Source organism: Ruegeria sp. HKCCE4148, from assembly GCF_017872495.1.
Taxonomy (GTDB): domain Bacteria; phylum Pseudomonadota; class Alphaproteobacteria; order Rhodobacterales; family Rhodobacteraceae; genus Ruegeria.
Genome location: NZ_JAEDOS010000003.1, coordinates 614,978 through 637,229 on the forward strand (window position 1 = coordinate 614,978; position 22,252 = coordinate 637,229).

At 57.1% G+C, this 22,252-nt stretch carries 26 protein-coding genes, 1 tRNA gene and 1 other RNA gene; 10 read left to right on the forward strand and 18 right to left on the reverse strand.

Features of this window, described 5'->3' with window-relative positions:
* Positions 1 to 512: 512 nt before the first annotated feature.
* On the forward strand, positions 513 to 758 hold the full coding sequence (locus I9187_RS12835; RefSeq protein ID WP_171173843.1) for a hypothetical protein: 246 nt from the start codon (positions 513 to 515) through the stop codon (positions 756 to 758).
* Positions 759 to 801: 43 nt separating this feature from the next.
* Here the strand turns inward: I9187_RS12835 and I9187_RS12840 are convergent, their stop codons facing one another.
* The gene (locus I9187_RS12840) at positions 802 to 2,346 is read right to left on the reverse strand and encodes a trimethylamine methyltransferase family protein (protein WP_171173845.1); all 1,545 of its coding nucleotides are present in this window, start codon (positions 2,344 to 2,346) and stop codon (positions 802 to 804) included.
* 435 nt (positions 2,347 to 2,781) lie between these two features.
* Here I9187_RS12840 and I9187_RS12845 point away from each other — a divergent pair, with 435 nt between their 5' ends.
* Positions 2,782 to 3,276, forward strand: a complete 495-nt coding sequence (locus I9187_RS12845) for an outer membrane beta-barrel protein (RefSeq protein ID WP_348540099.1) — start codon at positions 2,782 to 2,784, stop codon at positions 3,274 to 3,276.
* 3 nt (positions 3,277 to 3,279) lie between these two features.
* On the opposite strand, the gene I9187_RS12850 is transcribed toward I9187_RS12845, so the two are convergent.
* The gene (locus I9187_RS12850; protein ID WP_209940214.1) at positions 3,280 to 4,467 is read right to left on the reverse strand and encodes a pyridoxal phosphate-dependent aminotransferase; all 1,188 of its coding nucleotides are present in this window, start codon (positions 4,465 to 4,467) and stop codon (positions 3,280 to 3,282) included.
* Positions 4,468 to 4,524: 57 nt separating this feature from the next.
* A complete protein-coding gene (locus I9187_RS12855) occupies positions 4,525 to 4,869 on the reverse strand; it encodes an MmcQ/YjbR family DNA-binding protein (protein ID WP_171173849.1) in 345 nt (114 codons plus the stop codon).
* A 218-nt stretch (positions 4,870 to 5,087) separates the two neighbouring features.
* Between I9187_RS12855 and cysS the strand changes: the two genes are divergently transcribed.
* Genes cysS through I9187_RS12870 form a run of 3 tightly spaced genes read left to right on the forward strand, consistent with a single transcriptional unit; the run spans position 5,088 to position 8,898 of the window.
* Positions 5,088 to 6,488, forward strand: coding sequence for a cysteine--tRNA ligase (cysS, locus tag I9187_RS12860; RefSeq protein ID WP_171173853.1), 1,401 nt, complete (start codon positions 5,088 to 5,090; stop codon positions 6,486 to 6,488).
* Positions 6,485 to 8,119, forward strand: a complete 1,635-nt coding sequence (gene cimA / locus I9187_RS12865) for a citramalate synthase (RefSeq protein WP_171173855.1) — start codon at positions 6,485 to 6,487, stop codon at positions 8,117 to 8,119. The genes cysS and cimA overlap by 4 nt, the downstream gene beginning before the upstream one ends.
* Before the next feature lie 2 nt (positions 8,120 to 8,121).
* Entirely contained in the window at positions 8,122 to 8,898 is a 777-nt protein-coding gene (locus I9187_RS12870) for a squalene/phytoene synthase family protein (RefSeq protein WP_171176156.1), read from the forward strand.
* Here I9187_RS12870 and I9187_RS12875 read toward each other — a convergent pair whose 3' ends face one another.
* On the reverse strand, positions 8,899 to 10,125 hold the full coding sequence (locus tag I9187_RS12875; RefSeq protein WP_171234331.1) for an MFS transporter: 1,227 nt from the start codon (positions 10,123 to 10,125) through the stop codon (positions 8,899 to 8,901).
* Between the two features lie 97 nt (positions 10,126 to 10,222).
* Here I9187_RS12875 and I9187_RS12880 point away from each other — a divergent pair, with 97 nt between their 5' ends.
* Both I9187_RS12880 and I9187_RS12885 read left to right on the forward strand, forming a co-directional pair.
* Complete coding sequence (locus I9187_RS12880) at positions 10,223 to 10,855, forward strand: DNA-3-methyladenine glycosylase 2 family protein (RefSeq protein WP_171176158.1); 633 nt, start codon at positions 10,223 to 10,225, stop codon at positions 10,853 to 10,855.
* Positions 10,852 to 11,517, forward strand: a complete 666-nt coding sequence (locus tag I9187_RS12885; protein ID WP_209509281.1) for an alpha/beta fold hydrolase — start codon at positions 10,852 to 10,854, stop codon at positions 11,515 to 11,517. The genes I9187_RS12880 and I9187_RS12885 overlap by 4 nt, the downstream gene beginning before the upstream one ends.
* A gap of 45 nt (positions 11,518 to 11,562) precedes the next feature.
* On the opposite strand, the gene I9187_RS12890 is transcribed toward I9187_RS12885, so the two are convergent.
* Positions 11,563 to 11,988: a VOC family protein gene (locus I9187_RS12890; protein ID WP_171173861.1), complete on the reverse strand. Its 426-nt coding sequence runs from the start codon at positions 11,986 to 11,988 to the stop codon at positions 11,563 to 11,565.
* A gap of 32 nt (positions 11,989 to 12,020) precedes the next feature.
* Positions 12,021 to 12,626, reverse strand: coding sequence for an rRNA large subunit pseudouridine synthase E (locus tag I9187_RS12895; protein ID WP_171176161.1), 606 nt, complete (start codon positions 12,624 to 12,626; stop codon positions 12,021 to 12,023).
* Between the two features lie 213 nt (positions 12,627 to 12,839).
* On the opposite strand from I9187_RS12895, the gene I9187_RS12900 reads away from it, so the two are divergent.
* Entirely contained in the window at positions 12,840 to 13,427 is a 588-nt protein-coding gene (locus tag I9187_RS12900) for an HNH endonuclease (RefSeq protein WP_171090203.1), read from the forward strand.
* Here I9187_RS12900 and I9187_RS12905 read toward each other — a convergent pair.
* The gene (locus I9187_RS12905; protein ID WP_171173863.1) at positions 13,424 to 13,891 is read right to left on the reverse strand and encodes a disulfide bond formation protein B; all 468 of its coding nucleotides are present in this window, start codon (positions 13,889 to 13,891) and stop codon (positions 13,424 to 13,426) included. The genes I9187_RS12900 and I9187_RS12905 overlap by 4 nt on opposite strands.
* Positions 13,888 to 14,466, reverse strand: coding sequence for a YqaA family protein (locus I9187_RS12910; RefSeq protein ID WP_171090199.1), 579 nt, complete (start codon positions 14,464 to 14,466; stop codon positions 13,888 to 13,890). The genes I9187_RS12905 and I9187_RS12910 overlap by 4 nt, the downstream gene beginning before the upstream one ends.
* 148 nt (positions 14,467 to 14,614) lie before the next feature.
* Between I9187_RS12910 and I9187_RS12915 the strand changes: the two genes are divergently transcribed.
* Positions 14,615 to 14,700 (forward strand) — tRNA-Leu (locus I9187_RS12915).
* A gap of 285 nt (positions 14,701 to 14,985) precedes the next feature.
* On the opposite strand, the gene I9187_RS12920 is transcribed toward I9187_RS12915, so the two are convergent.
* Genes I9187_RS12920 through fumC form a run of 3 tightly spaced genes read right to left on the reverse strand, consistent with a single transcriptional unit; the run spans position 14,986 to position 16,774 of the window.
* Positions 14,986 to 15,207, reverse strand: coding sequence for a ribbon-helix-helix domain-containing protein (locus I9187_RS12920; protein ID WP_171173865.1), 222 nt, complete (start codon positions 15,205 to 15,207; stop codon positions 14,986 to 14,988).
* Positions 15,204 to 15,380 (reverse strand): DUF4169 family protein, encoded by a 177-nt coding sequence (locus I9187_RS12925; protein ID WP_171173868.1) that lies wholly within the window; start codon positions 15,378 to 15,380, stop codon positions 15,204 to 15,206. The genes I9187_RS12920 and I9187_RS12925 overlap by 4 nt, the downstream gene beginning before the upstream one ends.
* Positions 15,380 to 16,774, reverse strand: a complete 1,395-nt coding sequence (fumC, locus tag I9187_RS12930) for a class II fumarate hydratase (RefSeq protein ID WP_171173870.1) — start codon at positions 16,772 to 16,774, stop codon at positions 15,380 to 15,382. The genes I9187_RS12925 and fumC overlap by 1 nt, the downstream gene beginning before the upstream one ends.
* A gap of 206 nt (positions 16,775 to 16,980) precedes the next feature.
* Here fumC and I9187_RS12935 point away from each other — a divergent pair, with 206 nt between their 5' ends.
* Entirely contained in the window at positions 16,981 to 17,544 is a 564-nt protein-coding gene (locus I9187_RS12935; RefSeq protein WP_171173872.1) for a hypothetical protein, read from the forward strand.
* 24 nt (positions 17,545 to 17,568) lie between these two features.
* Here the strand turns inward: I9187_RS12935 and I9187_RS12940 are convergent, their stop codons facing one another.
* From I9187_RS12940 to I9187_RS12970, 7 genes are all read right to left on the reverse strand, one after another.
* Positions 17,569 to 18,027, reverse strand: coding sequence for a ClpXP protease specificity-enhancing factor SspB (locus tag I9187_RS12940; RefSeq protein WP_171173874.1), 459 nt, complete (start codon positions 18,025 to 18,027; stop codon positions 17,569 to 17,571).
* 76 nt (positions 18,028 to 18,103) lie between these two features.
* Complete coding sequence (chrA, locus tag I9187_RS12945) at positions 18,104 to 19,357, reverse strand: chromate efflux transporter (RefSeq protein ID WP_209940220.1); 1,254 nt, start codon at positions 19,355 to 19,357, stop codon at positions 18,104 to 18,106.
* Positions 19,358 to 19,592: 235 nt separating this feature from the next.
* Positions 19,593 to 20,024 carry a nuclear transport factor 2 family protein gene (locus I9187_RS12950; RefSeq protein WP_171173876.1) on the reverse strand — a complete coding sequence of 144 codons (432 nt, stop codon included), beginning with the start codon at positions 20,022 to 20,024 and terminating at the stop codon, positions 19,593 to 19,595.
* A gap of 100 nt (positions 20,025 to 20,124) precedes the next feature.
* Positions 20,125 to 20,472, reverse strand: a transfer-messenger RNA (tmRNA) gene (ssrA, locus tag I9187_RS12955).
* A gap of 36 nt (positions 20,473 to 20,508) precedes the next feature.
* The gene (locus I9187_RS12960) at positions 20,509 to 20,871 is read right to left on the reverse strand and encodes a DUF4345 family protein (protein WP_171173878.1); all 363 of its coding nucleotides are present in this window, start codon (positions 20,869 to 20,871) and stop codon (positions 20,509 to 20,511) included.
* Between the two features lie 17 nt (positions 20,872 to 20,888).
* A complete protein-coding gene (locus I9187_RS12965) occupies positions 20,889 to 21,539 on the reverse strand; it encodes a TenA family protein (RefSeq protein ID WP_171173880.1) in 651 nt (216 codons plus the stop codon).
* Positions 21,540 to 21,598: 59 nt separating this feature from the next.
* Positions 21,599 to 22,252, reverse strand: a complete 654-nt coding sequence (locus I9187_RS12970; protein ID WP_171173882.1) for a hypothetical protein — start codon at positions 22,250 to 22,252, stop codon at positions 21,599 to 21,601.

Below are 22,252 nucleotides of genomic sequence, written 5' to 3' on the forward strand. Positions count from 1 at the left end.
GGGGTCGGACGCTGCCCTAGGTAACCGACCCCGACGAATACGGAGAAAGGACGTAAGACTTACCTGATGACCTTTCTCCACTCGGCTGACATGCCCGTGTTGGCCGGGAACAGGGTGGGGCGGAATATTTGCTCCCTCCCACTCTTTCACGGGGCGGGTGCGCTCGTCCCATGCGCAGTCCAGGCCGCAGGCAAAAAAACACCGGGCGGTCAACGATATGAGCCTGGAAGGCGAAACTGACAGGGGGCTTCGGCCCCCTTTCTTTTTTCGCGCGGTCGCTGTTCTAAGCGGTGTTTCGCCAGATCGTGCGCGGCGCGTGTGGCAAGACCTGCCGATACAGGTCTGGCGGAATTTTGCTCGGCGGCACTTTGCGATGCCGACTCGGTCAAACACGCAAGGATTGGCGCGAATCCCTGCTGGTCGCGCTATGCGGGGTGACGTGGTGCGAGGCTTTGTTGTTTCTGGGGCTTGTCCGGACAAAAACAAAACCAACCTATCAGGAGGCACCAAAAATGAAACCGCAGTATTTGATTGGAATTTACATCGCTGCTCTGACCTTGCCGGGACTGGTCTCGGCCCAATCTACAGCCGATGCCAATGGCGATGGCGTTCTGACCATCGAGGAAGTTCAGGCTGTCGCACCGAATGTAGACGCCGATACCTTCTCGGCGATGGACGCCAATGGTGATGGCGCGTTGGACGCTGACGAAGTGGCCGTTGCGCAAGAGGCAGGGCTGCTTCCGTCAAGCGATGGATAAATCCGTGGGTGGCCCGATTGGTTTCGGGCCGCCCTTCCGCTCACTAAGTGGGCAGATGAATTTTGAACTTTTCGCGCAGTTCCATGTCCAGCAGCGGATCGAACTTGGCCTCGGATGGCGCAGACAGAATTTCTTCCTTGCGCGCCGTTGCCTTGTCGATCAGATCGGGCTTGCCCAGCTCAACCCATTCTTTTGGCGAAGACCGGTCGCCGAAAACCGGATAGACATAGTCAGCTTGCATCCGGCTGAGCGTAGCTTCCGTTCCAAGATAGTGACCAGGGCCGCCCATGCAGACCTCGGCCATCTGGTCCAGAGCTAGGGTTTCATCGTTCACTTCGATGCCCCGCACGCAGCGCTGCGCCTGACCGATCAGGTCATCGCTGAGGATCAGGCTTTCAAAGCAGAAACCCAACAAAGAGGCGTGCATGCCCGCCGCTTCGTAGACCATGTTGAGACCGGACAGACCCGCCATTACGTTCGAGCACATCTGTTCCCACCCGGCCTGCATGTCGGGAAGTTTGGAATCCGACGCTCCGGCTGCTGCTCCGCCGGGTAGGTTGTAGAACCGGTGCATCTGTGCGCATCCAGCCGTCAGCAACGCCTGTTCGCCCGACCCAATGGACATCGCACCTGTCCGAAGGTCCAAGCCAAAGGGCCAGGTGCCAAAAACGGCTGGTGCTCCGGGACTTACGGCGTTTACGTAAACCAGTCCGGCAAGGCATTCGGCGGTCGCTTGAGTGATGGCTCCGGCTATGGTCGACGGCGCTGTGGCACCGGCCATCCCGGCTGAAAGAAGCAGGACAGGCATTCCGGCCTTGATGCACTCCTCCATCACTTCGCAGCTTTCAGTGGCGAACTTCATGGGGGGAACCACAAAGCAGTTCGAATTCGATACAAATGGCCGCTCGCGGTACTTATCCTCACCACCCGCGATCATGTAGATCATCTCCATCGCGGGCGCGACGTGGCTGGGTTCCGTGAACGATGTCCCGATGTGTTTGAAAGTGCCGGAACAGCTAGCATAGATCGTGTTCAGGTCCATTTCCAGGTTGTCGGCGATGTCGCGGCAAACCATAGGGCGTTGAACAAAGTGAATGTTATCAAGTTGCTGGCAGATTCGCGCGGCATCGTGTAGGTCCTGCACAGTTGAATCGCGGTATTCCCGCCCATGCACGTCGACCATGGACACGGCAGCGCCGGCAGTGCCGTAGTGAACTTTGGTGCCTGACAGCTCAAGATCGGTTTTGCCATCACGGCTGTACAATGTAACCGCGCGGTTAGCTTTGGCGATAGTGTCCTCGACCAAAGCGCGTGGAAATCTAATGCGTCCATCGTCCCCAAGGGTGCAGCCTGCATTTACAAGGTAGTCGATACCGCTTTGCGGGGCGTCAGCCAGACCGATGGTTTCCAGCGCGGTCAGTGCGGCCTCGTGAATACGTTCAATTTGTGCCTGCGTCAGAACATTTAGAACTCCGCCCTTCATTCCAGGGCGCACGGGGCGAAGATGGTCGGGCAGGGCCGTTGCGCGGGCGGCACGGCGTGCAGCGCGGCCTCCGCTGCGTGACGTGTTGCGGGATTGGTCGTTCATGTCTTGATCCGGTTGTTGAGTGATGCTTTGGGGTGCGGAATATCCCCTTACGGCCGTCCCCGAGCGGCACGTCCACGATCCGCACCAATGGTGCGGCTGATCAGGCTGATTTTCCAGTCGTGGTCTGTCATTCGGGTTCTCAACTTCTGGCCTTAGCCTTCCAAAACACTACGACACAATCTGTCCTGTTTACGACCTTTGTTGGTTTTTGCAGCTCATCGTGACGGTTTGCTGCCGGATAAAGGAGGATCGGGCAGATTTTCTCCCGTTTTGGAAGAATTCTGTTATACTGCATTCACTTACTTTTGAGTTTTGTGACCCTAGAATTGAATTCTGATGAAGCGAAACGCAGATTAGAATAAGTTTGCGTCTTTAGATCGAAACAAGAGCGACATAATTTTGTACCCGTGCAAAAAACCTCTTTCTGTCCTGTTCGTGGCGACCTGTCTCGCCAGCGCAGGCCCGGTTTTTGCCGAAGATTGGACAGGTGGTTATGTGGGCCTCAGCTTTGGATATGCGGATGCGGATGGTCCGGGCGGCTCCAGCGGTGATGACACCGCTTTTGGTGCGCATATTGGTTATGATCAGGACTTTGGGAATTTTGTCCTGGGTGGTGAGCTGGAATACAACCGGCTCTCGTTGGATTTGGGCTCGTCCCAAGGCAGTTTGGACAGCATGACTCGTCTGAAGCTGCGCGGTGGATATGATTTCGGCAACGCGCTTGGCTATGTGGTTGTCGGGGCGGCGCGGGCTGAAACCTCGGTCGACAGCGACACGGCAGCGGTTTACGGCATCGGCGTGGCGTACCCGATTGGAGAAAACTTTGTGATCAGCGGCGAGGCGTTGCGGCAAAATTTCGACGATGTCACCCGTTCCAGCGGCAGTCTGGATTCCAACGTTTTCAATTTACGAACAACGTTTCGTTTTTGAATACTATTCCGCAGCGTGACGCTGCGCGAGCTGTTCGGCAAAAGAGCACAGCGTTTTCAGTGCGCTAGCGAAACGGTTGTCTTCAACAGTCATGGCCACCCGAACATGCCCGGCGGCGGCTGAGCCAAAGCTTTCTCCGGGCATGACGGCAATGTTGTGCGTGTCCAACAAAGCATTGGCAAAACTTTCCCCGGACAACCCGGTCTTGCGCACGTCCAGCATCAGGTACATCGCCCCCTGTGCGGGCACCAGGCCAACGGTGGATTGATCCTGAAGAATCGCCACGGCCTGTGAACGTCGACGACGAAACGGGGCGGCGATCTTTTCCTCCAGCTCGTGTCCTGCGGTCAGAGCATAACTGGACGCGTCCTGTATGAAGCCTGGTACGCCATAGGTTGTGTGGGTGGCCAGATTGATCAGATGGGCGATGACCTCTTCGGGGCCGACAATCCAACCACAGCGCGATCCCGTCATGGCATGGGATTTGGACATGGAACCAATGACAAGCGTCCGATCCTCCATACCGGGTAGAGCGCGCGGCGACAGGTGTTCTCCCTGCCAAACCTGCGTGTCATAGACTTCATCCGAGATCAGCCACAGGTCGCGTCGCTGGCAAATTTCGGAAACGTCTTCAAGCGATTGGCGGGAATAAACAACCCCGGTTGGATTGTTTGGTGTGTTGATCAAAAGTGAAACAGCACCGTCAGCCGCAGCATCGATCCGTTCGGCGCAGGGCTGAAAGGCGTCTTCTGCTGCGGTCTGAATTGCGCGGGCAACTGCTCCGACCCCGCGAATCGTTCCGGGATAGGTGGCGTAATAGGGATCTAGGAACAGCCCCACATCACCGGGATCACAAACTGCCATATGGGCCGCAAACAGCGCAGACTGGCCGCCGGGTGTGATCATAACGTTGTTGCGCGTTGTTGGGACGCCCGTCCGCGTTTGCACCCGTGCCGCCACTGTGTCGCGCAGAAGATCTGTTCCGGGCACCATGGCATAACCCGTATGTCCTTCGCGGGCGGACAGGTCCATGGCATGCAGGATCGATGGATCGGTTCGGATGTCATGTTCGCCGATGGTCAACTCGGTCACGGCCTGACCTTCGCTCAGCATCCGACGGGCCCGATAGAACACGTCCCAGCCGTCGCTGCCGCCGCCTGTAATCTGCGTGATGCGTTTAGAGAGTTTCATACCACTGCTCCGGGATAGCTTTTGGCTGAATGGGACAGAGCGGCAGAGCTTTGTCAATCAGCTTCGCGGCGGCAATGTCGCTTGCAGCTTTTTAGTCAGCGATGCCCGGACAATGTCGTATGACACCGTCAGGCGGTGGCGCAGTTCCTCAGGATCAGCATCAAACGGAAGGCGCACCCAACTGCGGTGGAAATAGGGGGCTTTCACCCCCACACCGGCATCAATCACCATCTGGGCCGTTTCCGCGTCGGGCGTTTTGACAGAAACCCCGTCATTTGCCGTACCGATGCAGGCAAACATCTTGCCACCGATTTTCCACGCACCGTGCCCGCCGCCCCAGGGGTCCGACAACGCGGCCCCGGGGAATTCCTTGCAAATCGCATTGACGTAATCTCGGTCCATGGTCCGCACGGTGACGGAGGCGGCGCGCAAACTCAATACTTGGCTTGAGGATCAACCCGTGCTAACCGAAGGACATGAACCCGATGACCTGCATCATTATCTGCTGCACTACCTGCTGATTTATCAAGCGGGCCGGTTTCTTTCGTTTTCATCCCTGAGACAAGTTGCTAAGCCCGCGCCAACGCGCAAGCACATGCTGTTTCTGAGGAGCCCGACCGATGACGACGATCAAGCTGCACAACACACGGACGCGGACGAAGGAAGACTTCGCTCCGATCGACCCTGAAAATGTGCGGATGTATGTCTGTGGTCCGACGGTCTATGACCGCGCGCATCTGGGCAATGCCCGCCCGGTGGTGGTGTTTGATGTGCTGTACCGCCTGCTGCGTCATGTCTATGGCGCGGATCACGTGACTTATGTGCGCAATTTCACCGACGTCGACGACAAGATCAACGCCACCGCGCTGGCGCGTAAAAAGGCGGGCGCGGAAGGCTCGTTAGAGCAGTTGGTACAGGAACGATCTGACGAAACCATCGGCTGGTATCTGCACGATATGGGCGCTTTGGGAACTCTTGAACCCAACGAGATGCCGCGTGCGACCCAATACATTGACCAGATGATTGCAATGATCGAGGATCTGATCGTTAAGGGCCATGCCTATGCCGCCGAGGGCCACGTGCTGTTTGCCGTCGACAGTTGGAAAGAGGGCTATGGCAAGCTGTCGGGCCGCTCGGTCGATGACATGATCGCAGGCGCTCGGGTCGAGGTGGCACCCTACAAAAAGAACCCGATGGATTTCGTGTTGTGGAAGCCGTCAACCGACGAACTGCCGGGTTGGGACAGCCCGTGGGGTCGGGGGCGTCCTGGTTGGCACATTGAATGCTCGGCCATGAGCTATGAGTTGCTGGGCGAGAGCTTTGACATTCACGGCGGCGGCAACGACCTGATGTTCCCGCACCACGAGAACGAGATCGCCCAAAGCTGCTGCGCGCACCCGCAAGGTGAGTTTGCGCGGGTTTGGCTGCACAATGAGATGCTGCAGGTCGAAGGGAAGAAAATGTCCAAATCGCTGGGCAATTTCTTCACCGTGCACGATCTGTTGGAACAAGGCGTGCCGGGTGAGGTGATCCGGTTTGTGTTTCTGCAGACCCACTATCGCAAGCCGATGGACTGGACTGAGAAAAAGGCGCGTGAGGCTGAGGCGACGTTGCGCAAGTGGCGGGCGCTGACAGCGGGCGTCGAGCCCGCCGCCAGCGCGGCACCTGCGGTGGTGGTGGCACTGAGCGATGATCTGAACACTGCAGGTGCAATGACCGAGTTGTACCGTCTTGCATCGGACGGTGACGCAGAGGGTCTGTTGGCGAGCGCGCAGTTGCTGGGGCTGTTGCTGCCAGAGATGGGCGCGTGGGCGGATACGGCATCTGTTGACTTGACTGCACATGCTGACCGTTTGGCCAACGCACGGGCGTCCGCCATGCAGAACAAGGACTTCTCGGAAGTTGACCGCCTCAAGGCCGCGTATATCGCGGCAGGGCTTGAAGTGCGCATGAGCAAGGAAGGTGTGGAACTGGTGCCCGGTGCCGGGTTTGATGCCTCCAAGTTGGAGGAGGTCTTATGACCAAAGAACGCCTCTACCTCTACGACACCACCCTGCGCGATGGGCAACAAACGCAGGGCGTTCAGTTCTCCACCGCCGAAAAGGTGCAGATCGCTCAGGCTCTGGATACTTTGGGAGTGGATTATATCGAAGGCGGCTGGCCCGGTGCGAACCCCACCGACAGCGCGTTTTTCGAGGTTGCTCCGAAGACCTCAGCCCGTCTGACGGCGTTTGGAATGACCAAGCGGGCAGGGCGCTCGGCCGAGAATGATGATGTGCTTGCAGCCGTGATGAATGCGGGCACGCAGGCCGTCTGTCTGGTGGGCAAATCGCACGACTATCACGTGACCCATGCGCTGGGGATCTCGCTTGAGGACAATGTCGAGAACGTCCGTGCCTCGGTCGCACATATCGTGGCGCAGGGTCGCGAAGCGCTGTTTGATGCCGAACATTTCTTTGACGGCTACAAGGACAACCCGGATTATGCGGTCGCGGTCTGCCGCGCCGCGCTGGACGCTGGCGCGCGTTGGGTGGTCCTGTGCGACACAAATGGAGGCGCTTTGCCGTCGGACGTTGGGCGGATCGTATCAGACGTGATCGCAGCAGGTCTGCCCGGTGATCGGTTGGGTATTCACACACATAACGACACCGAGAACGCGGTGGCCTGTTCCCTGGCGGCCGTAGAAGCAGGTGCGCGCCAAATTCAGGGCACCCTGAACGGTTTGGGCGAGCGTTGCGGGAATGCCAACCTAACCGCTTTGATCCCGACGCTGCTGCTGAAGGAACCCTATGCTTCGCAGTTTGAAACCGGCGTCAGCCTGGATGCTCTGGCGGGGCTGACCCGTATCAGCCGGATGTTGGATGACGTTCTGAACCGGGTTCCCAGCAAGCAGGCGGCCTATGTGGGGGCGTCTGCCTTTGCGCATAAGGCCGGACTGCATGCCAGTGCGATCCTCAAGGACCCATCGACCTATGAACATGTCGAGCCTGCAAGTGTGGGCAACTCACGCATCATTCCAATGTCGAACCAGGCCGGGCAGTCGAACCTGCGCAAACGTCTGACCGAAGCCGGGTTGAGCGTCGAGGCGGGTGATCCCGCGCTCGGTCGGATCCTTGAACGGATCAAACTGCGTGAAGCGGATGGGTATTCCTATGATACTGCGCAAGCCAGTTTCGAACTGTTGGCGCGGGACGAGCTGGGACAACTGCCCGAGTTCTTTGAAGTCAAACGCTACAAGGTCACGGTTGAGCGGCGGAAGAACAAGTACAACAAGATGGTCAGCCTGTCCGAGGCTGTTGTGGTCGTGAAAGTGGACGGTGAAAAGAAGCTGTCCGTCAGCGAGTCCATGGACGATTCCGGCAGTGACCGGGGGCCTGTGAACGCTCTGGCCAAAGCCTTGGCCAAAGATTTGGGGCGGTATTCGCAAGTCCTGTCAGATATGCGACTGGTCGACTTCAAGGTGCGGATCACACAAGGCGGGACCGAAGCGGTCACGCGTGTCATCATCGACAGCGAAGACGGGCAGGGGCGGCACTGGTCTACCGTGGGCGTCAGCGCGAACATAGTCGATGCATCGTTCGAGGCTTTGCTGGATGCGATTCAGTGGAAACTGGTGCGCGATTGCGATCCGCAGAAGGCAGCAGCTGAGTGAGCGTGGTCTTTGACGACGACGTCAAAGCCTGTGCCGCGCTGGTGCAACGGGCTGATCCTGACCGGTTCCGTGCCGCAATGGCAGCCCCGGTGGCGGCCCGTGCCGTTCTGTTCCCGTTATACGCGTTGAACGTCGAAGTGGCGCGCGCGCCCTGGGTCACGCAAGAACCGATGATTGCCGAGATGCGGCTGCAATGGTGGCGCGACGCTTTGCAAGAGATTGCCGAAGGCGCCACTGTGCGACGGCATGAAGTTGTAACGCCCTTATCGCGTGTGCTTTCGCCTCATCTGGCCGGTGTTCTGGATGAATATGTGGCTGTAAGGCGTTGGGATATTTATCGGGATCCGTTTGAAGGCCAGGAACACTTTGACGCTTATATCAACCATAGCGCGGGGTCTTTGTTTGTGGCCTCTGCTCAAGCGCTGGGTGTCGCGGACGAGGATGTGTTGCGCGATTTTGGTTATGCCGTTGGTGTTGCAAACTGGCTTCGCGCGACCCCCGAGCTGGAAAACAGGGGTCGGATACCTTTGTTGGACGGCACCCCGGAAGGTGTGCAAACCCTTGCGCAATCTGCGCTGGAGCGTCTTAACAAGGCCCGGGCAAACCGGGTTGCGATCTCTGTCGAAGCCCGTCCAGCGCTTGCGGCAGGGTGGTTGGCTGAATGGGCGTTGAAAGAGGCTGTTGCGCGGCCTGAACGTGTTGCTTCTGGCAGTTTGATACCGGGCGAAATGCGGCAACGCTTGTCCCTGATGTGGACGGTCAGCAGTGGGCGCTGGTGATCAGGCCCGTTCCGGGTCGGCGGGACGCAGCACCAGCCACAGCAACGCGCCACCCGCTAATGTTAGCAACGGAACCATGGCCAGGTTAACCGCTGTCCAGCCTTCGATCGCAGAGCCGCCCGAGCAGTTCATCAACCCGCCCGACGCCAGCGACGCCAATGTGACACCTCCGAAAACCAGCAGGTCGTTCAGACCCTGCATCCGGCCACGCTCTTGCGGGTCATGCGAGTCTGCCAGCATCGAAGTCGCGCCGATAAAGCCAAAGTTCCACCCGATGCCCAGCAGAACAAGGGCGAGGAAGAAGTTCCCAAGTTCAACCCCTTGCAAAGCAACAACCCCGGCGCTTGCTAAAATGGCAAGGCCTAGTGCCACGATCTTCTCTACCCCGAAGCGGGCGATCAGATGGCCGGTAAAGAAACTAGGGATGTACATGGCCAACACGTGGCTTGTAACGATATCCGCTGCGTCGTTGGCCGAGAATCCGCACCCAACGACGGCCAGCGGGGTCGAGGTCATTACAAGATTCATCAGGGCGTAAGACACCATCGCACAGATGACCGCGACTGCGATACGTGGTGTTTTCAGCAACTCAAGCCGTGAACGTCCTTTGGGTTCGTTCTCTGTGGGTTTTGGTGGTGTTGGGATGTCGAGAAAGAAGAACAGGCCAGAGCCCAGAACGTTAATCCCGATCACAGCCAGATAGGTGCCCAGAAACGGAATGACATAGGCCTGAGAGGTGAGTTTCACGATTTGTGGGCCGATAATCGCCGCAGCCAGTCCCCCGGCCATCACGTATGAAATGGCCTTAGGGCGGTACGCGTCTGACGCTGTGTCCGCCGCAGCGAACCTATAGAACCCGTGTGCGCTCATGTAGATACCTGTCAGCAGGCTGCCAACAAGGAAGATAGGGAAAGAGCCAAGGAACAAGCCGTAAGCTCCGATCAGCCCACCTAACGCGCCAGCGGTTGCTCCAACAAGGAATCCGGCACGACGGCCCCAGCGCTGCATGATCGCCGAGATCGGCGTGGCCGCTAGCATGGAACCCAGAACAATCAAGGAAATGGGCAATGTCGCAAGGCAAGGGTTTGAGGCCAACGATTGGCCTGCCAGCCCCCCGACAATGAACATCATGGGCATCTGTGCACCCAGAATGGCCTGTGCGGCCACCAAAACAGCTACGTTGCGCTTGGCCTGACGGTCGTCTGGAAGGGTTGAGGTCATTGTCATGGGCGAATGGTTATCGGCTAAGCCTTTGGGGTACAAGCGGCTTGCATCTGCGGCACATGCGCCTAACGTGCCCATGAACACCGAGCAGGGAGGCCGCATGTCCGTAGGCCGCATCATCGAAACGCCAGATTGCGTGGCCGAAGGCGCCGAATGGCTGGCGCAAACTTGCCCGCGCATGGCCTATGCCATCGAACAAACTGGCCCTTTGCCTCTGCGCCGCCGCCCCGATGGTTTCGCACAACTGCTCAGCGCTATTGTCAGCCAGCAGGTCAGCGTAGCTGCCGCGCGTGCAATCTGGAAACGGTTGCAGGACGCGAAACTGACCGGTCCACGCAAGATTATGTGGGCCACAGATGAAGATCTGCGCGCCGTGGGTCTAAGCCGTCAGAAGATCCGCTATGCACGGGCGTTGGCTGAGGCGCGCATTGACTTCAAAGCATTGCGCGACGCGCCTGACGACGAGGTGGTTAAAACTTTGACGCAGGTGTCCGGGATCGGCGTCTGGACGGCCGAGATTTATGCGATGTTTTCCCTGGGCCGCGCCGATGTGATCGCACCCGGTGATCTGGCGCTGCAAGAGGCCGCGCGTGTCCTCTATGACCTGCCCAAACGCCCCACGGACAAGGAACTGCGCCAAATGGCCGAAGCGTGGTCGCCGTGGCGCTCGGTTGCGGCGCGGGTGCTGTGGGCCTATTACCGGGTTGATAAACAAAGAGAAGGGATCAGATGACACGGGTTTTGAATGCGCTTAGGAAAGAGCCTGTTTCTGGTGACACGCGATCAGTCGTGGTGTTCGTGCATGGCTATGGCGCAAACGGCGCCGACCTGCTGGGGTTGGCCGATCCGTTGGGCGAGCATTTGCCCGATACTCTGTTTGTAGCCCCAGATGCACCCGAGCAGATTCCGGGGATGCCGAACGGCTTTCAGTGGTTCCCGATTCCTTGGATCGATGGGTCGTCCGAAGAAGAGTCGCGCCGGGGTATGGAAATGGCGGTTGAGGACTTCAACGCCTTTCTGGACGCCCTGATGGTGGACGAAGATGTACTGCCCGAGCAGGTTGTGCTGTTTGGCTTCAGCCAGGGCACTATGATGAGCCTGCACGTTGCGCCGCGCCGCGAAGACCCCGTGGCTGGGATCGTCGCCTTTTCTGGCCGGTTGTTGGAACCCGATCTTCTGCCCGACGAAACTGTCAGCCGGATGCCGGTCCTACTTGTGCATGGTGATGCGGACGACGTCGTGCCACCGCAATCGCTGCCCGAGGCCGCTGAAGCCCTGCAGGCTGCGGATTTCAAAGAGATATACGCGCATGTCATGAAAGGCATCGGCCATGGCATTGCCCCCGATGGTTTGAGCGTCGCGCTGGCTTTCATGCGCGACAAGCTGAGCCTTTAACTTTACCATCCAGATCAGCGGAACGCCTTGGTGTTCCGTGCAAGATCAAGACCAAAGATGCGCTTCGGCAAACTCGATCGAGTTTCCCGCCGGGTCGCGCACGTACAAAGACCGTGCACCGCCGGGCCAGTCAAACTCGGCATCCACGGGGATGTTCCAATCCAGCAGGTGTTTGCGCATCACTGTGATTTCATCGCGTGACAAAACAAGACACACATGTCCGGGGCCGCGCGCACCATGAGGTGGGACAGGCATGTCAGGGTTGAGGGGCGGCTGTTCTGTTTGGTTGGGGTTAAAGATAAGCAGAACAGATCCGCCGATGCGGTAAAATACATGGCGGTTGTTGATGCGCTGAATACGCTCAAGCCCTAAAACCTCGCTATAAAACTGTTCCGCCGCATCCAGATTGTCTGCGTAAAGCGCGGCCTCCAGAATGGCCGAAGGGGCCGGGATATCTGGTGTGAGTTTCATGCCCCAAGTATAACAGAAAAGGGCGGGTTTTGTCACCGGCGCGGACGTCGGTCACGTTTGCGTTGCGGAGCGGTGTTCAAGGTGGGCATCGGCAGGCTGTCCCATTGACCGGGCCCCAGATCATCCAGTGTCCAGTCTCCGATACGATAGCGGATCAGGCGCAGGGTTGGCAGACCCACTGCCGCCGTCATGCGCCGCACCTGCCGGTTCTTGCCCTCTCGGATGGTCAGTTCCAGCCAACTGTCGGGTACGCTTTTTCGTTCTCGGATAGGTGGGATGCGAGGCCAGAGCCCCTCGGGCTCATCAATCTGCCGTACCTTTGCGGGGCGCGTCTGGCCGTCCTTCAACTCAACCCCGTTCCGTAACGCTTTCAAAGCGGCCTCATCAGGGATGCCTTCGACCTGAACCCAATAGGTCTTTGCCATCTTGTGCTTTGGATCTGATATCTGAGCCTGAAGTTTTCCGTGATCAGTCAGCAGCATCAAACCTTCGCTGTCACGATCCAAACGACCAGCGGGATAAACGCCAGGCAGGTCGATGAAATCGGACAGCGTGCTGCGCGGGCTTTCGGCATTGGCGCGGTCGGTAAACTGCGGCAGCACGTCATATGGTTTGTTGAAGCGAATGAACCAAGACATGACCCGTCCATAGCCCGAAGGACGCACCCGGTGCAAGTTGTGGATAACTGTCATGTGACTGTCACAGATTCGGCTTACCCAGTCTGCGACATATTGTGGAAAATCAGGGCTTGTCAGAGTTTTAACACGATATATAGTTATCTTAAGGCCGGGGCGGGTGCTCTCCGCTCTGGTGTCACAAACGGGCAGCCGAGAGCGAGGAGCGATTCTGTGATGGACGGAGATTTCAGGACCGAATTTGTAAGAGAGCCGGGTATGCTCAAACAACACCCGGCCCTGGTTTTGAACGCCGATTACCGCCCCTTGTCCTACTACCCGCTGTCATTGTGGCCCTGGCAAGAGGCGATCAAAGCGGCCTGGCTGGATCGGGTCGACATCGTGGCCGAATATGACGAGGTCGTCCGAAGCCCGAGCACCGAAATCCGAATACCCTCGGTCGTTGTTTTGAAAGACTATGTAAAACCCAGAAAGCGCGTGGCCTTCACGCGCTTTAATTTATTTTTGCGGGATGAATTCCGCTGCCAGTACTGCGGCAGCCGCGACAACCTGACATTTGACCACGTGGTCCCACGCGCGGCAGGCGGCGTGACCAGCTGGCAGAACGTGGTGGCGGCCTGTAGCCCCTGCAACCTGCGCAAAGGGTCCAAATCGCTGCGTCAGGCGGGGATGACATTGCGCAAACCACCGCGTCAGCCTGATGCTGAGGCTCTGCGCAATATCGGTCGGAAGTTCCCGCCGAACCACCTGCACGAAAGCTGGATCGACTTCCTGTATTGGGATGCGGAACTGGACGAGTTTTAAGCGCGCGCCCGCCAGGCCGCGATCCAGATCAGCATCAGCACTGCCGAAGCGATGGCGTTCCACCCTGCCATCGAGATACCGAACATCTCCCACGGGATATCGTCACAGCGCACCAGCGGCGCATTCATGATCTGATCGAACAGGTCATCGGTGCTCAACCCACTGATATCGCCCGAGGTGCAGCTGCTGGGGCCTTCCCACCAGCCTTGTTCTACGCCAGCGTGAAAAACGCCGATGGCCGCGGTTGTTGCAGCCGCAGCTGCACCCAGCAACGGCAGGATACTAAATCTTGGCAATGCCAGCGCAACCGCACCGATCGCGATAGCCACTGCGTGCGGGTAGCGCTGCCAGATGCACATCTTGCACGGTGCAAGCCCGCCCAAATGCTGAAAGCCGAACGCCGCCAACAAAAGGGTTGCTGAACCAATCGTGGCCAGAGCCACAAGTCCGGATTGTTTTGTCATAAATATTTAACCGCCACGAATCCGCCAAAGAGTAGGATGATGAACAGCGTGAACATAAGACCCAGACGCTTTTCGATAAAGTCCCGGATCGGTTCGCCAAAGCCCCAAAGCAGGCCGGCAACCAGAAAGAATCGCATGGCACGCGCCAGAATCGATGTGGCGATGAAGGTGCCCAGCGGCATTCCGGTCCAGCCGGACATGATGGTGATGACCTTGTAGGGGAAGGGCGTGACGCCCGCAGCCAGCACAGCCCAGAACCCGAAATCGTTAAATCGGGTGTTAAATTCTTCCATCGCGTGTGCCTTGCCCATGGATTCCAGAATGGGCTGGCCGATGCTTTCATAGAAAAACGCTCCAATCGCATATCCCAGCATCCCGCCCAACACCGAAGCCACCAACGCGACGGTCGCAATCAACCAGGCGCGCGATGGACGCGCTAGAATCATCGGAATCATCAGGACGTCAGGAGGAATCGGAAAAAAAGAGCTTTCGATAAAGGCGACGATGGCCAAGGCCCACAGGGCATGAGGGTGTTCGGCCAGACGAATGGTCCAGTCATAAAGCGATCGTAACATATACAGTACTCAAATCCCGTTTAGCGGCCCCAAGAAGGCAAACCATGCACCTGACGGACCGTCAACCGCCCAGATTGAAACAAATGGAATATGGGATGTTTTTTGCCTCTGGACCTTCCCGCGCTTGGGCGCTAATCCAGTGTCCGTGGCCCAAGTGGCGGAATGGTAGACGCAGGGGATTCAAAATCCCCCGCCTTCACGGGCGTGAGAGTTCGAGTCTCTCCTTGGGCACCACATTTTCTTTTAACCTGCTATTTGTTTCTCGTGATCAGATAGTTGCGTCGCTTTGTTGTCATGGCTTTTGATGCGCTGCCTTGAAACGCGCGATTGATCTGCCATGCGAAAACTTGGGTGCAAAAAACGAAGCGGCAACGATTTGGTGTGGTTTTCTTCAACGCCTAAAATCTGAGCGGTCCAAGAAAACGAGTCAGGGGAACAAGGAAACAATTACGGCGCTGTGCTTCAATTGTGCACCGCACGTTTTAACTTCATGGTCAAAGGCGAAGCCGGACATATGCTTCAGACCTTGTTCTGATACCATTTCAGAATGAAGACCCGAATAGCCGATGCAAGACCGGTTGTAGGATCGCGTGCAACATCAATTTCAGCGGCCAAAACATTGATCGGAATACTTTTTTCAGCAGCTATGTCGCGGAAAGCTCGCCAGAATTCATCTTCAAGCGACACGGATGTTCGGTGACCCTTGAGTGTCAGAGAGCGTTTGATTGGGCGGCCGCTCATTCGTCTAACTCGCGCTTGTCGAGTTCGCGCTTCAGCTTGTCCCGTTCGAACTTGACGATTTCTTTCTCGGCCTTGGTGCGTCCGAAAGCGACAGCATTCTGATCTGCGCGGGCTTTCTTTTCAGCCCGCGCTTTTTCTTTACGATACCGGTTCAGGTTAACCGGCTTGCCCATTAGTCTTTCGGACCGATCATCTGTTCCGGGCGGACGACGGCGTCAAAGGTCGCCTCATCCACAAAACCCAGCGCGATGGCCTCTTCCTTGAGTGTTGTGCCATTCTTATGCGCGGTCTTGGCCACGGTGGTGGCGTTGTCGTAACCGATAGTCGGTGCCAGCGCTGTCACCAGCATCAGCGATTCCTTCATCAGCTTGTCTATGCGTGGCTCGTTGGCCTTGATTCCCATCAACATCCGCTCGGTAAAGCTGTCAGAGGCATCACCCAGCAGTTGGATCGATTGCAACAAGTTGTAGGACATCATCGGGTTGTAGACGTTCAGCTCGAAATGACCTTGGCTGCCTGCGAAAGTCATCGCAGCGTTGTTGCCCATCACGTGGGCGGCGACTTGGGTCAACGCTTCGGCCTGTGTCGGGTTCACCTTGCCGGGCATGATCGACGAACCGGGTTCGTTCTCGGGCAAGATCAATTCGCCCAGACCCGACCGCGGGCCGGAGCCCAGGAAACGGATATCATTGGCGATTTTGTAGCAGCTGCCTGCAATCGTCGCCAAAGCACCGGACAGGAAGACCATGGCGTCATGGGCCGCCAATGCTTCGAACTTGTTTGGCGCGGTGACGAAGGGCAGGCCGGTGATATCGGCCATATGTCCTGCGACGGCCTCGCCCCAACCGTGCTGGGTGTTCAGTCCTGTGCCAACAGCGGTACCGCCTTGCGCCAGTTCGTAAATCCCAGGCATCGCCGCGTGAACGCGGGCAATTCCCTGACGGATTTGATGAGCGTAACCGCTGAATTCCTGTCCCAGCGTCAGAGGCGTCGCGTCCTGCGTGTGGGTCCGACCGATCTTGATGATGTCTTTGAACTCTTCGGCCTTCTGTTCCAGCCCCGAGGCAAGTCTCTCGAGCCCCGGAAGCAGCACGTCACGCACGCTGGTCGCGGTTGCCACATGCATGGCGGTGGGGAAGGTGTCGTTCGAAGATTGACCCATGTTGCAGTGATCGTTCGGATGCACTGGGTCTTTTGAACCAATCACACCACCCAAAATTTCGATGGCGCGGTTTGCGATGACCTCGTTCGAGTTCATATTTGATTGCGTGCCCGAACCCGTCTGCCAGACAACCAGCGGGAAGTTGTCGTCAAACTTGCCTTCGATCACTTCACCTGCGGCTTGTATGATTGCGTCGGCGATCTTGGCGTCCAGCTTGCCAGTGGCCTTGTTCTGCATGGCGCAGGCTTTTTTGATCACGCCCAGCGCGCGTACGATAGCGACGGGCTGTTTTTCCCAGCCAATAGGGAAATTCATGATCGAACGCTGCGTTTGTGCGCCCCAATACTTGTCGGCAGGGACCTCTAGCGGGCCAAAGCTGTCGGATTCGGTGCGGGTCTGAGACATCTGTCACTCCGTCTGGTATGCAGTTGTATGCCGTTTAGCCGCAGCAAAGCCATGACGCAATCGGCCAGTTGGGCGCACCTTAAACTCAGGCGTACCAAAGGTATAGGTGCCGGGGTGCGTCACTTTAATGAGAAAGAGATGGATTGTGCCATTGTGCGCAGCCCCCTCTGAGCTACAATAGAAAGGTGAATCCCGTGGAGGACAAAATGCCAAATTTCCATAGATTTGCACTAGCCAAAGCCGTCGCGGTCTTTGCGGTGTGCATGGTTTGGTTGTCCGTGTTCAGCGTGTCCGCGCGCGCGGCGGACATTGCGCCGTTTGTCGGGGATTACATTGGGTCTGCAAACGTTGTGGATGCTGATGGCACCTCTACCCCGCGGGATATGAGCGTTTCTATTTTCGAAACCGAAGACGGTTTTAATGTGAGCTGGCGTACCACAACCTATAAGCTGGACGGGCGTGTAAAGAACCAAAAGTTCTCAATCGACTTTGTGCCTTCGGGGCGTGGGGATTTGTTTTCAGCCGCAATGAAGCGCAATGTGTTTGGCCACGAAGTACCGTTGGACCCGATGAAAGGGGAGCCTTTTGTTTGGGGTCGAATCGTTGGTGATACGTTGACAGTTTATTCCTTGTTCATTGATTTGGATGGCGGGTACGAATTGCAGCAATACGATCGTACGCTTGCAGAAGGCGGGTTGAACTTGTCGTTCTCTCGCTTCATCGAAGGTGTGAAATCACGGTCGGTCGAGACTTTCCTACAAAAGAAATAACCCCGCGCGTGGCGGGGTTGAGGTCTATTTGCGGAAGCTGTCCAGTGACACAACGTCTGCGTCGTGGTGTGGTTCTTCTTCTTCGACTTCAATCGTCTCTTCTGCGATATGATCGTCATCCATATCGTCCTCAGGGCTCTCAAAGCGCAGGCCGAACTCCACAGAGGGGTCAACAAACGTCTTGATCGCGGCGTAGGGGATATAAAGCGGTTCGGGCGCATCACCGAAATTCAGAGTGATGGCAAAGCCGGTTTCACCAACCTCGAGGTTTTCGAACCAATGCTGCATGACAATCGTCATTTCTTCCGGATAACGTTCGCGCAACCAGTCGGCGATATCCACACCGTCCTCGCGCGTGTCGAAGGTAATGAAGAAATGATGTGCACCGGGTAATCCGGTTTCGGAAACATCTGTCAGCACTTTCTTGATAAGCCCGCGCATGGCGGAGTGCATCAGGTTGCCGTAATCGATGCCTTGCGACATGTGTGATCCTCAAAAGTGGTTATGCCCAGCATAGGGCTTTTGTTCGGAAACGAAAGAGCGGGTATGACCGGATTGATCAGATATTGTGAGTGACCAGCCCCGCGATGGACATCAGGGTCAACACCGTGCCCATCCCCAATTTTAGTCGAAATATCAAGACTCCAGCCAGAGCGGTTAAGCCCAACGCAGCAAAATTTAACTGGGAAAGCTGTGGGGCAGGTATTGCCAGCGGTCCCCAGGATATGTTTGGCACTGATTCGAATAGAACGTTCAGGGCGAACCACACGGAAAGGTTGAGAATCACGCCGACAACGGCAGCAGTGATGCCGTGAAGGGCCGCAGACAGGCGCGGGCGCGTGGCAAGCCGGTCCAGATACGGGGCGGCCAGGAAGATCCATAGAAAACAGGGCGCAAAAGTCGCCCAGAGCGCAACTGCACCGGCCGCCAACGCCAAGCTGAAGCCTCCGCTAAGTTCACCGGCAAGCATTGCAACAAATTGGGTGACAAGGATCAGGGGGCCGGGTGTCGTTTCCGCAAGACCCAATCCGTCGATCATTTGATCTGTGCTGATCCAGTGGTACTGATCCACAACCGTCTGCGTCATATAGGCCAGCACCGCATAAGCGCCGCCAAAGGTGACGACGGCCAGTCGCGCAAAGAACCAGCCCAAATCGCTGAGCAGTTGATGCCCGCTGAGGGTCAGCGCGAACAATGGTCCAAGCCAAAGCGGCAACCAGATAGCAACTGTTTTGAGTGATCGTTTCAGGTGCGATGGCTGAACTGGGCCAGGCGGTTCCGTTGGGCCACGAAACGTCGCATATCCCCAAAGCGCAGCGGCAAGAATGATCAAGGGAAAAGGCAGGTTCAGCAGAAAAATGGAAGCGAAAGACAGTGCGGCGATTATTCGGTGGTCTTTGTCCATTAAGGCTTTACGCGAGAGATTGCGCAGCGCCTGCAAGACGATCATAATAACCGTTGCTTTGATGCCAACAAAGGCGGATTGGACCAACGGAACATCGCCAAACGTGGAATATAGCGCGACCAATACCGCAATAACCAAAGCGCCGGGCAAGACAAACAAACTGCCGGCGATCAGCCCGCCTGTTACGCCGCGCAGGCGCCAACCGGCATAGGTGGCCAGTTGCATCGCCTCCGGACCCGGTAGCAACATGCAAAGTGACAGGGCGCGCAGGTAGGTCTGTTCATCAAGCCATGGTCGGCGCTCGACAAGTTCCTGATGCATCAGGGATATTTGCGCAGCCGGACCCCCAAAGGACAGCAGCCCGATCCTGCCAAAAACCCGGATGAGGTCTTTAATCGACGGCGTCATGGTCTTGCTCACGTCGCAAGATCCGAAATCTTTGACCCGATCCCGAAACTGGAGCCGTTGAAAACACTCAAGGCTATCAGGATCTGCTGTGTAGTATCGGGCGGCCAAGTCACAACATGAAATCCTGCAAGTGTCGAAAGATGCGAAACTTGCGGCACCGCCTTGGGTGTTCGCACTTGGACCCCATGGCGCTTGCTAACGTGCAAGCGCGATTGGGGTCAAGATTGGTTTGGGGTCAGGCCCAGTCCAGACGCTGCCCTGTCATGCACACGGGCAGGGTGTCGGATGGGAACTGGCCCAACTCTTCAAAGAACGAGATGAAATCAAAGTGATTATAGGCTTCAACCATCTTGTCGCCTTTGAACCGAGCCATCACCTGACCGGTGACCTCCAAAGGCGCGCCGTTATCGGCGCGGAAAGTGCGAACATTCAAAATGGCTGACACCCAATCCCCATTTTCAATGATCTTGGGCAGCTCGACCTTGATGTCGCCCAGAATATGGCGGAAAGCAGTGACCAGATCGCGGAAGTCATCAGCCCCGACCTGCATTTCGGGAATCAACCCTTCGGCCATTGTTTCAGGTGCAAAATACTGATCGATTGCCTCGGTGTTTCCGTGTTCCCAAACTTCGGAATACCACTTTCTGAGTATCTCTGAATTTGTCATTCCAGCTCTCCTGTCCAAGTGAGGGCACGATGACACTCAGAAATGAACAAACTCTGAATGCGCCCTAAAAAGGGAAATAACGTCAGACATTTCGGGGAATAATGCAGGTTTCTGTTGCCAGGTACCTGCGAACCCCGCCTTACGCGGCTAGGCGCAAGGGCTTAGATTTCGGTCTTGTTACTGCTTACGCAGCAACTGCAACCGGAGCACGATTGTCGTTTGCAATTGTACTAGTTTCGCCGATAACGGTGGCAGACAGCCGAGACAAAGCTAACCCCTTTAGACGTTCGTCGATCCTATTTCGGCCCCAAAATCCCCAAACGAAGGATGGTTGGTGGAGCCGCCGGGTACCGCCCCCGGGTCCGATCCGCTTATTACGAGCGCGTTTATGTCCATAGTCCCGAAGGACATCCCATATATAGGTGAGGAGATGGAGAGATGCAAACTCCGATTGCATCCAGATCTATGTAGTAACCCCAATTGGTTAAGTTGTCTTGTTAATGTTTGCAGCTATCAGCCAAACGGCTAGAACCAGCTCGATTCCCCCAAAGATCAACGCCTTGGTCAGAGGTGGGTTATCAAGTGCAATCGACACGAACCGGCCCAATGCCGCCCCAGCATAAACAACGCCCAGCATCACATAGGCCATCGGGTTATTCAGCCAGATCACGGCAAGTCCGGTGACGACAAACAGCCCTCCGACCGAGGCGCGCATCTCAGATAAGCCCATCGTGCTGTTGGTCGGGGCCAGATCAAGGGCCGACGCAGTGTGGGCCGGGGCCAGAAATCCAAACGCGCCGAACCCAACGGTCAGCAAGGCAGCGATGACGTTCAATGTTGTGACCATACCAGCCCCCTTGTGATTCAGGCCGCGTAGGCGGCGTCGAAGAAATCGCGTTCCAGTTCGACCGCACGATGGAACAAACGCGTGACCTCGGCCTGTTCTGCCGTATTCAGCGTTTGCCAAACCTTATCCAGCTGTCCACGCAGGTATTCGACCACGCTTTCGAATCCTTCACCTGCATGTAGCGTGATCCATTCGGCAAACCAGAAGGGCAGGTCGTCTTTGGGTGGGTTTTCCGGGCTGGCCCAGCTAAGGTAAACCCATTCTGCAACGACCAGCACCGCCAGCATGTTCTGATAACGGCCCGAGGCCACGGCCTCGGCCATCAGGTCCTGAAACGCCCGTGTGGCAGGGGCAGGCTGGGTGCTGGGTTCTGTGCCCAAAGCCTCCATCGCACGCAGGAAATAAGTGTTCTCGGGGCCTGTGATCACCGCGAGAAACTGAGCGGCAGGCACGCTGTCGCCCAGGGTTGGGGCATGCGCAATTGCACTTGCAAGCAGGCGCACAAAGCCGTCGACGAACTGATAATCCTGCTGAAGGTACCAGCGCATCTTGTCCTCGGGCAGGGTGCCGTCCGACAGTTCGCGCGTAAAGGCATGGGTGGTGGCGGCTTGCCAATCGTCACTTCTGCCGAGACGCAGCATTTCGGTTGGGCGGGTTTGGTCCTGCATTCTGAAGCTCCGTATTTGTCTTTCCGCAGACAAAGCGCGTTTCAAATCAAAGTACAAGATCAACCAAGCGCCGACCAAAGACCAAGACCGCCCACCAATATCAGACTTATCGCCCAGATGAGTTCGAGGTTAAACCAACTGCGCGACAGAACCTGCAGGCCCAGCCAGCGATAGACAGCAAAGGCCAGCAGACCGCCGCCCAGAACCATGGCAGCAGTGTGCAGCGCGGCGACGCCCAGAACCAGCAGGGTGTTTGTTGTCATGATCTGAGAAATCGCTTGATGGCCAGCATCCAGTTCATCTACGGCACACAGCCCCAGATAGATTGGAACCAGCATAAGCGCGGCCCCATGCGCGAGGGCCACAAGGAAGGACCAAAGAGCCAGCTTGCTGGGGGGAATCCGTGACAGGAAACGGGGGTGACGACGGGTGATCGCGATGTATAAACCCATCCCGATCACGATCAACGCGGCACCAATTCGGATTTCTTTCTGATAGTCGACCAGAACCGCCATCAGGGCGAAAGGCAGCAAGACCCCCAGCATGGCCACAAAATGCCCGCCTGCCAAAGCCGCCAGCGCTTGCCAGAGCGCAGACGGGCGTTGCTCCATCAAGGCGGAAGAAACAGCCAGCGGCCAGCCCATGCCCGGATTCAACCCGTGATAGGCGCCGCTGAGAACAACGGCCAGCCAGAGGCCAGCCGTTGATGTCAT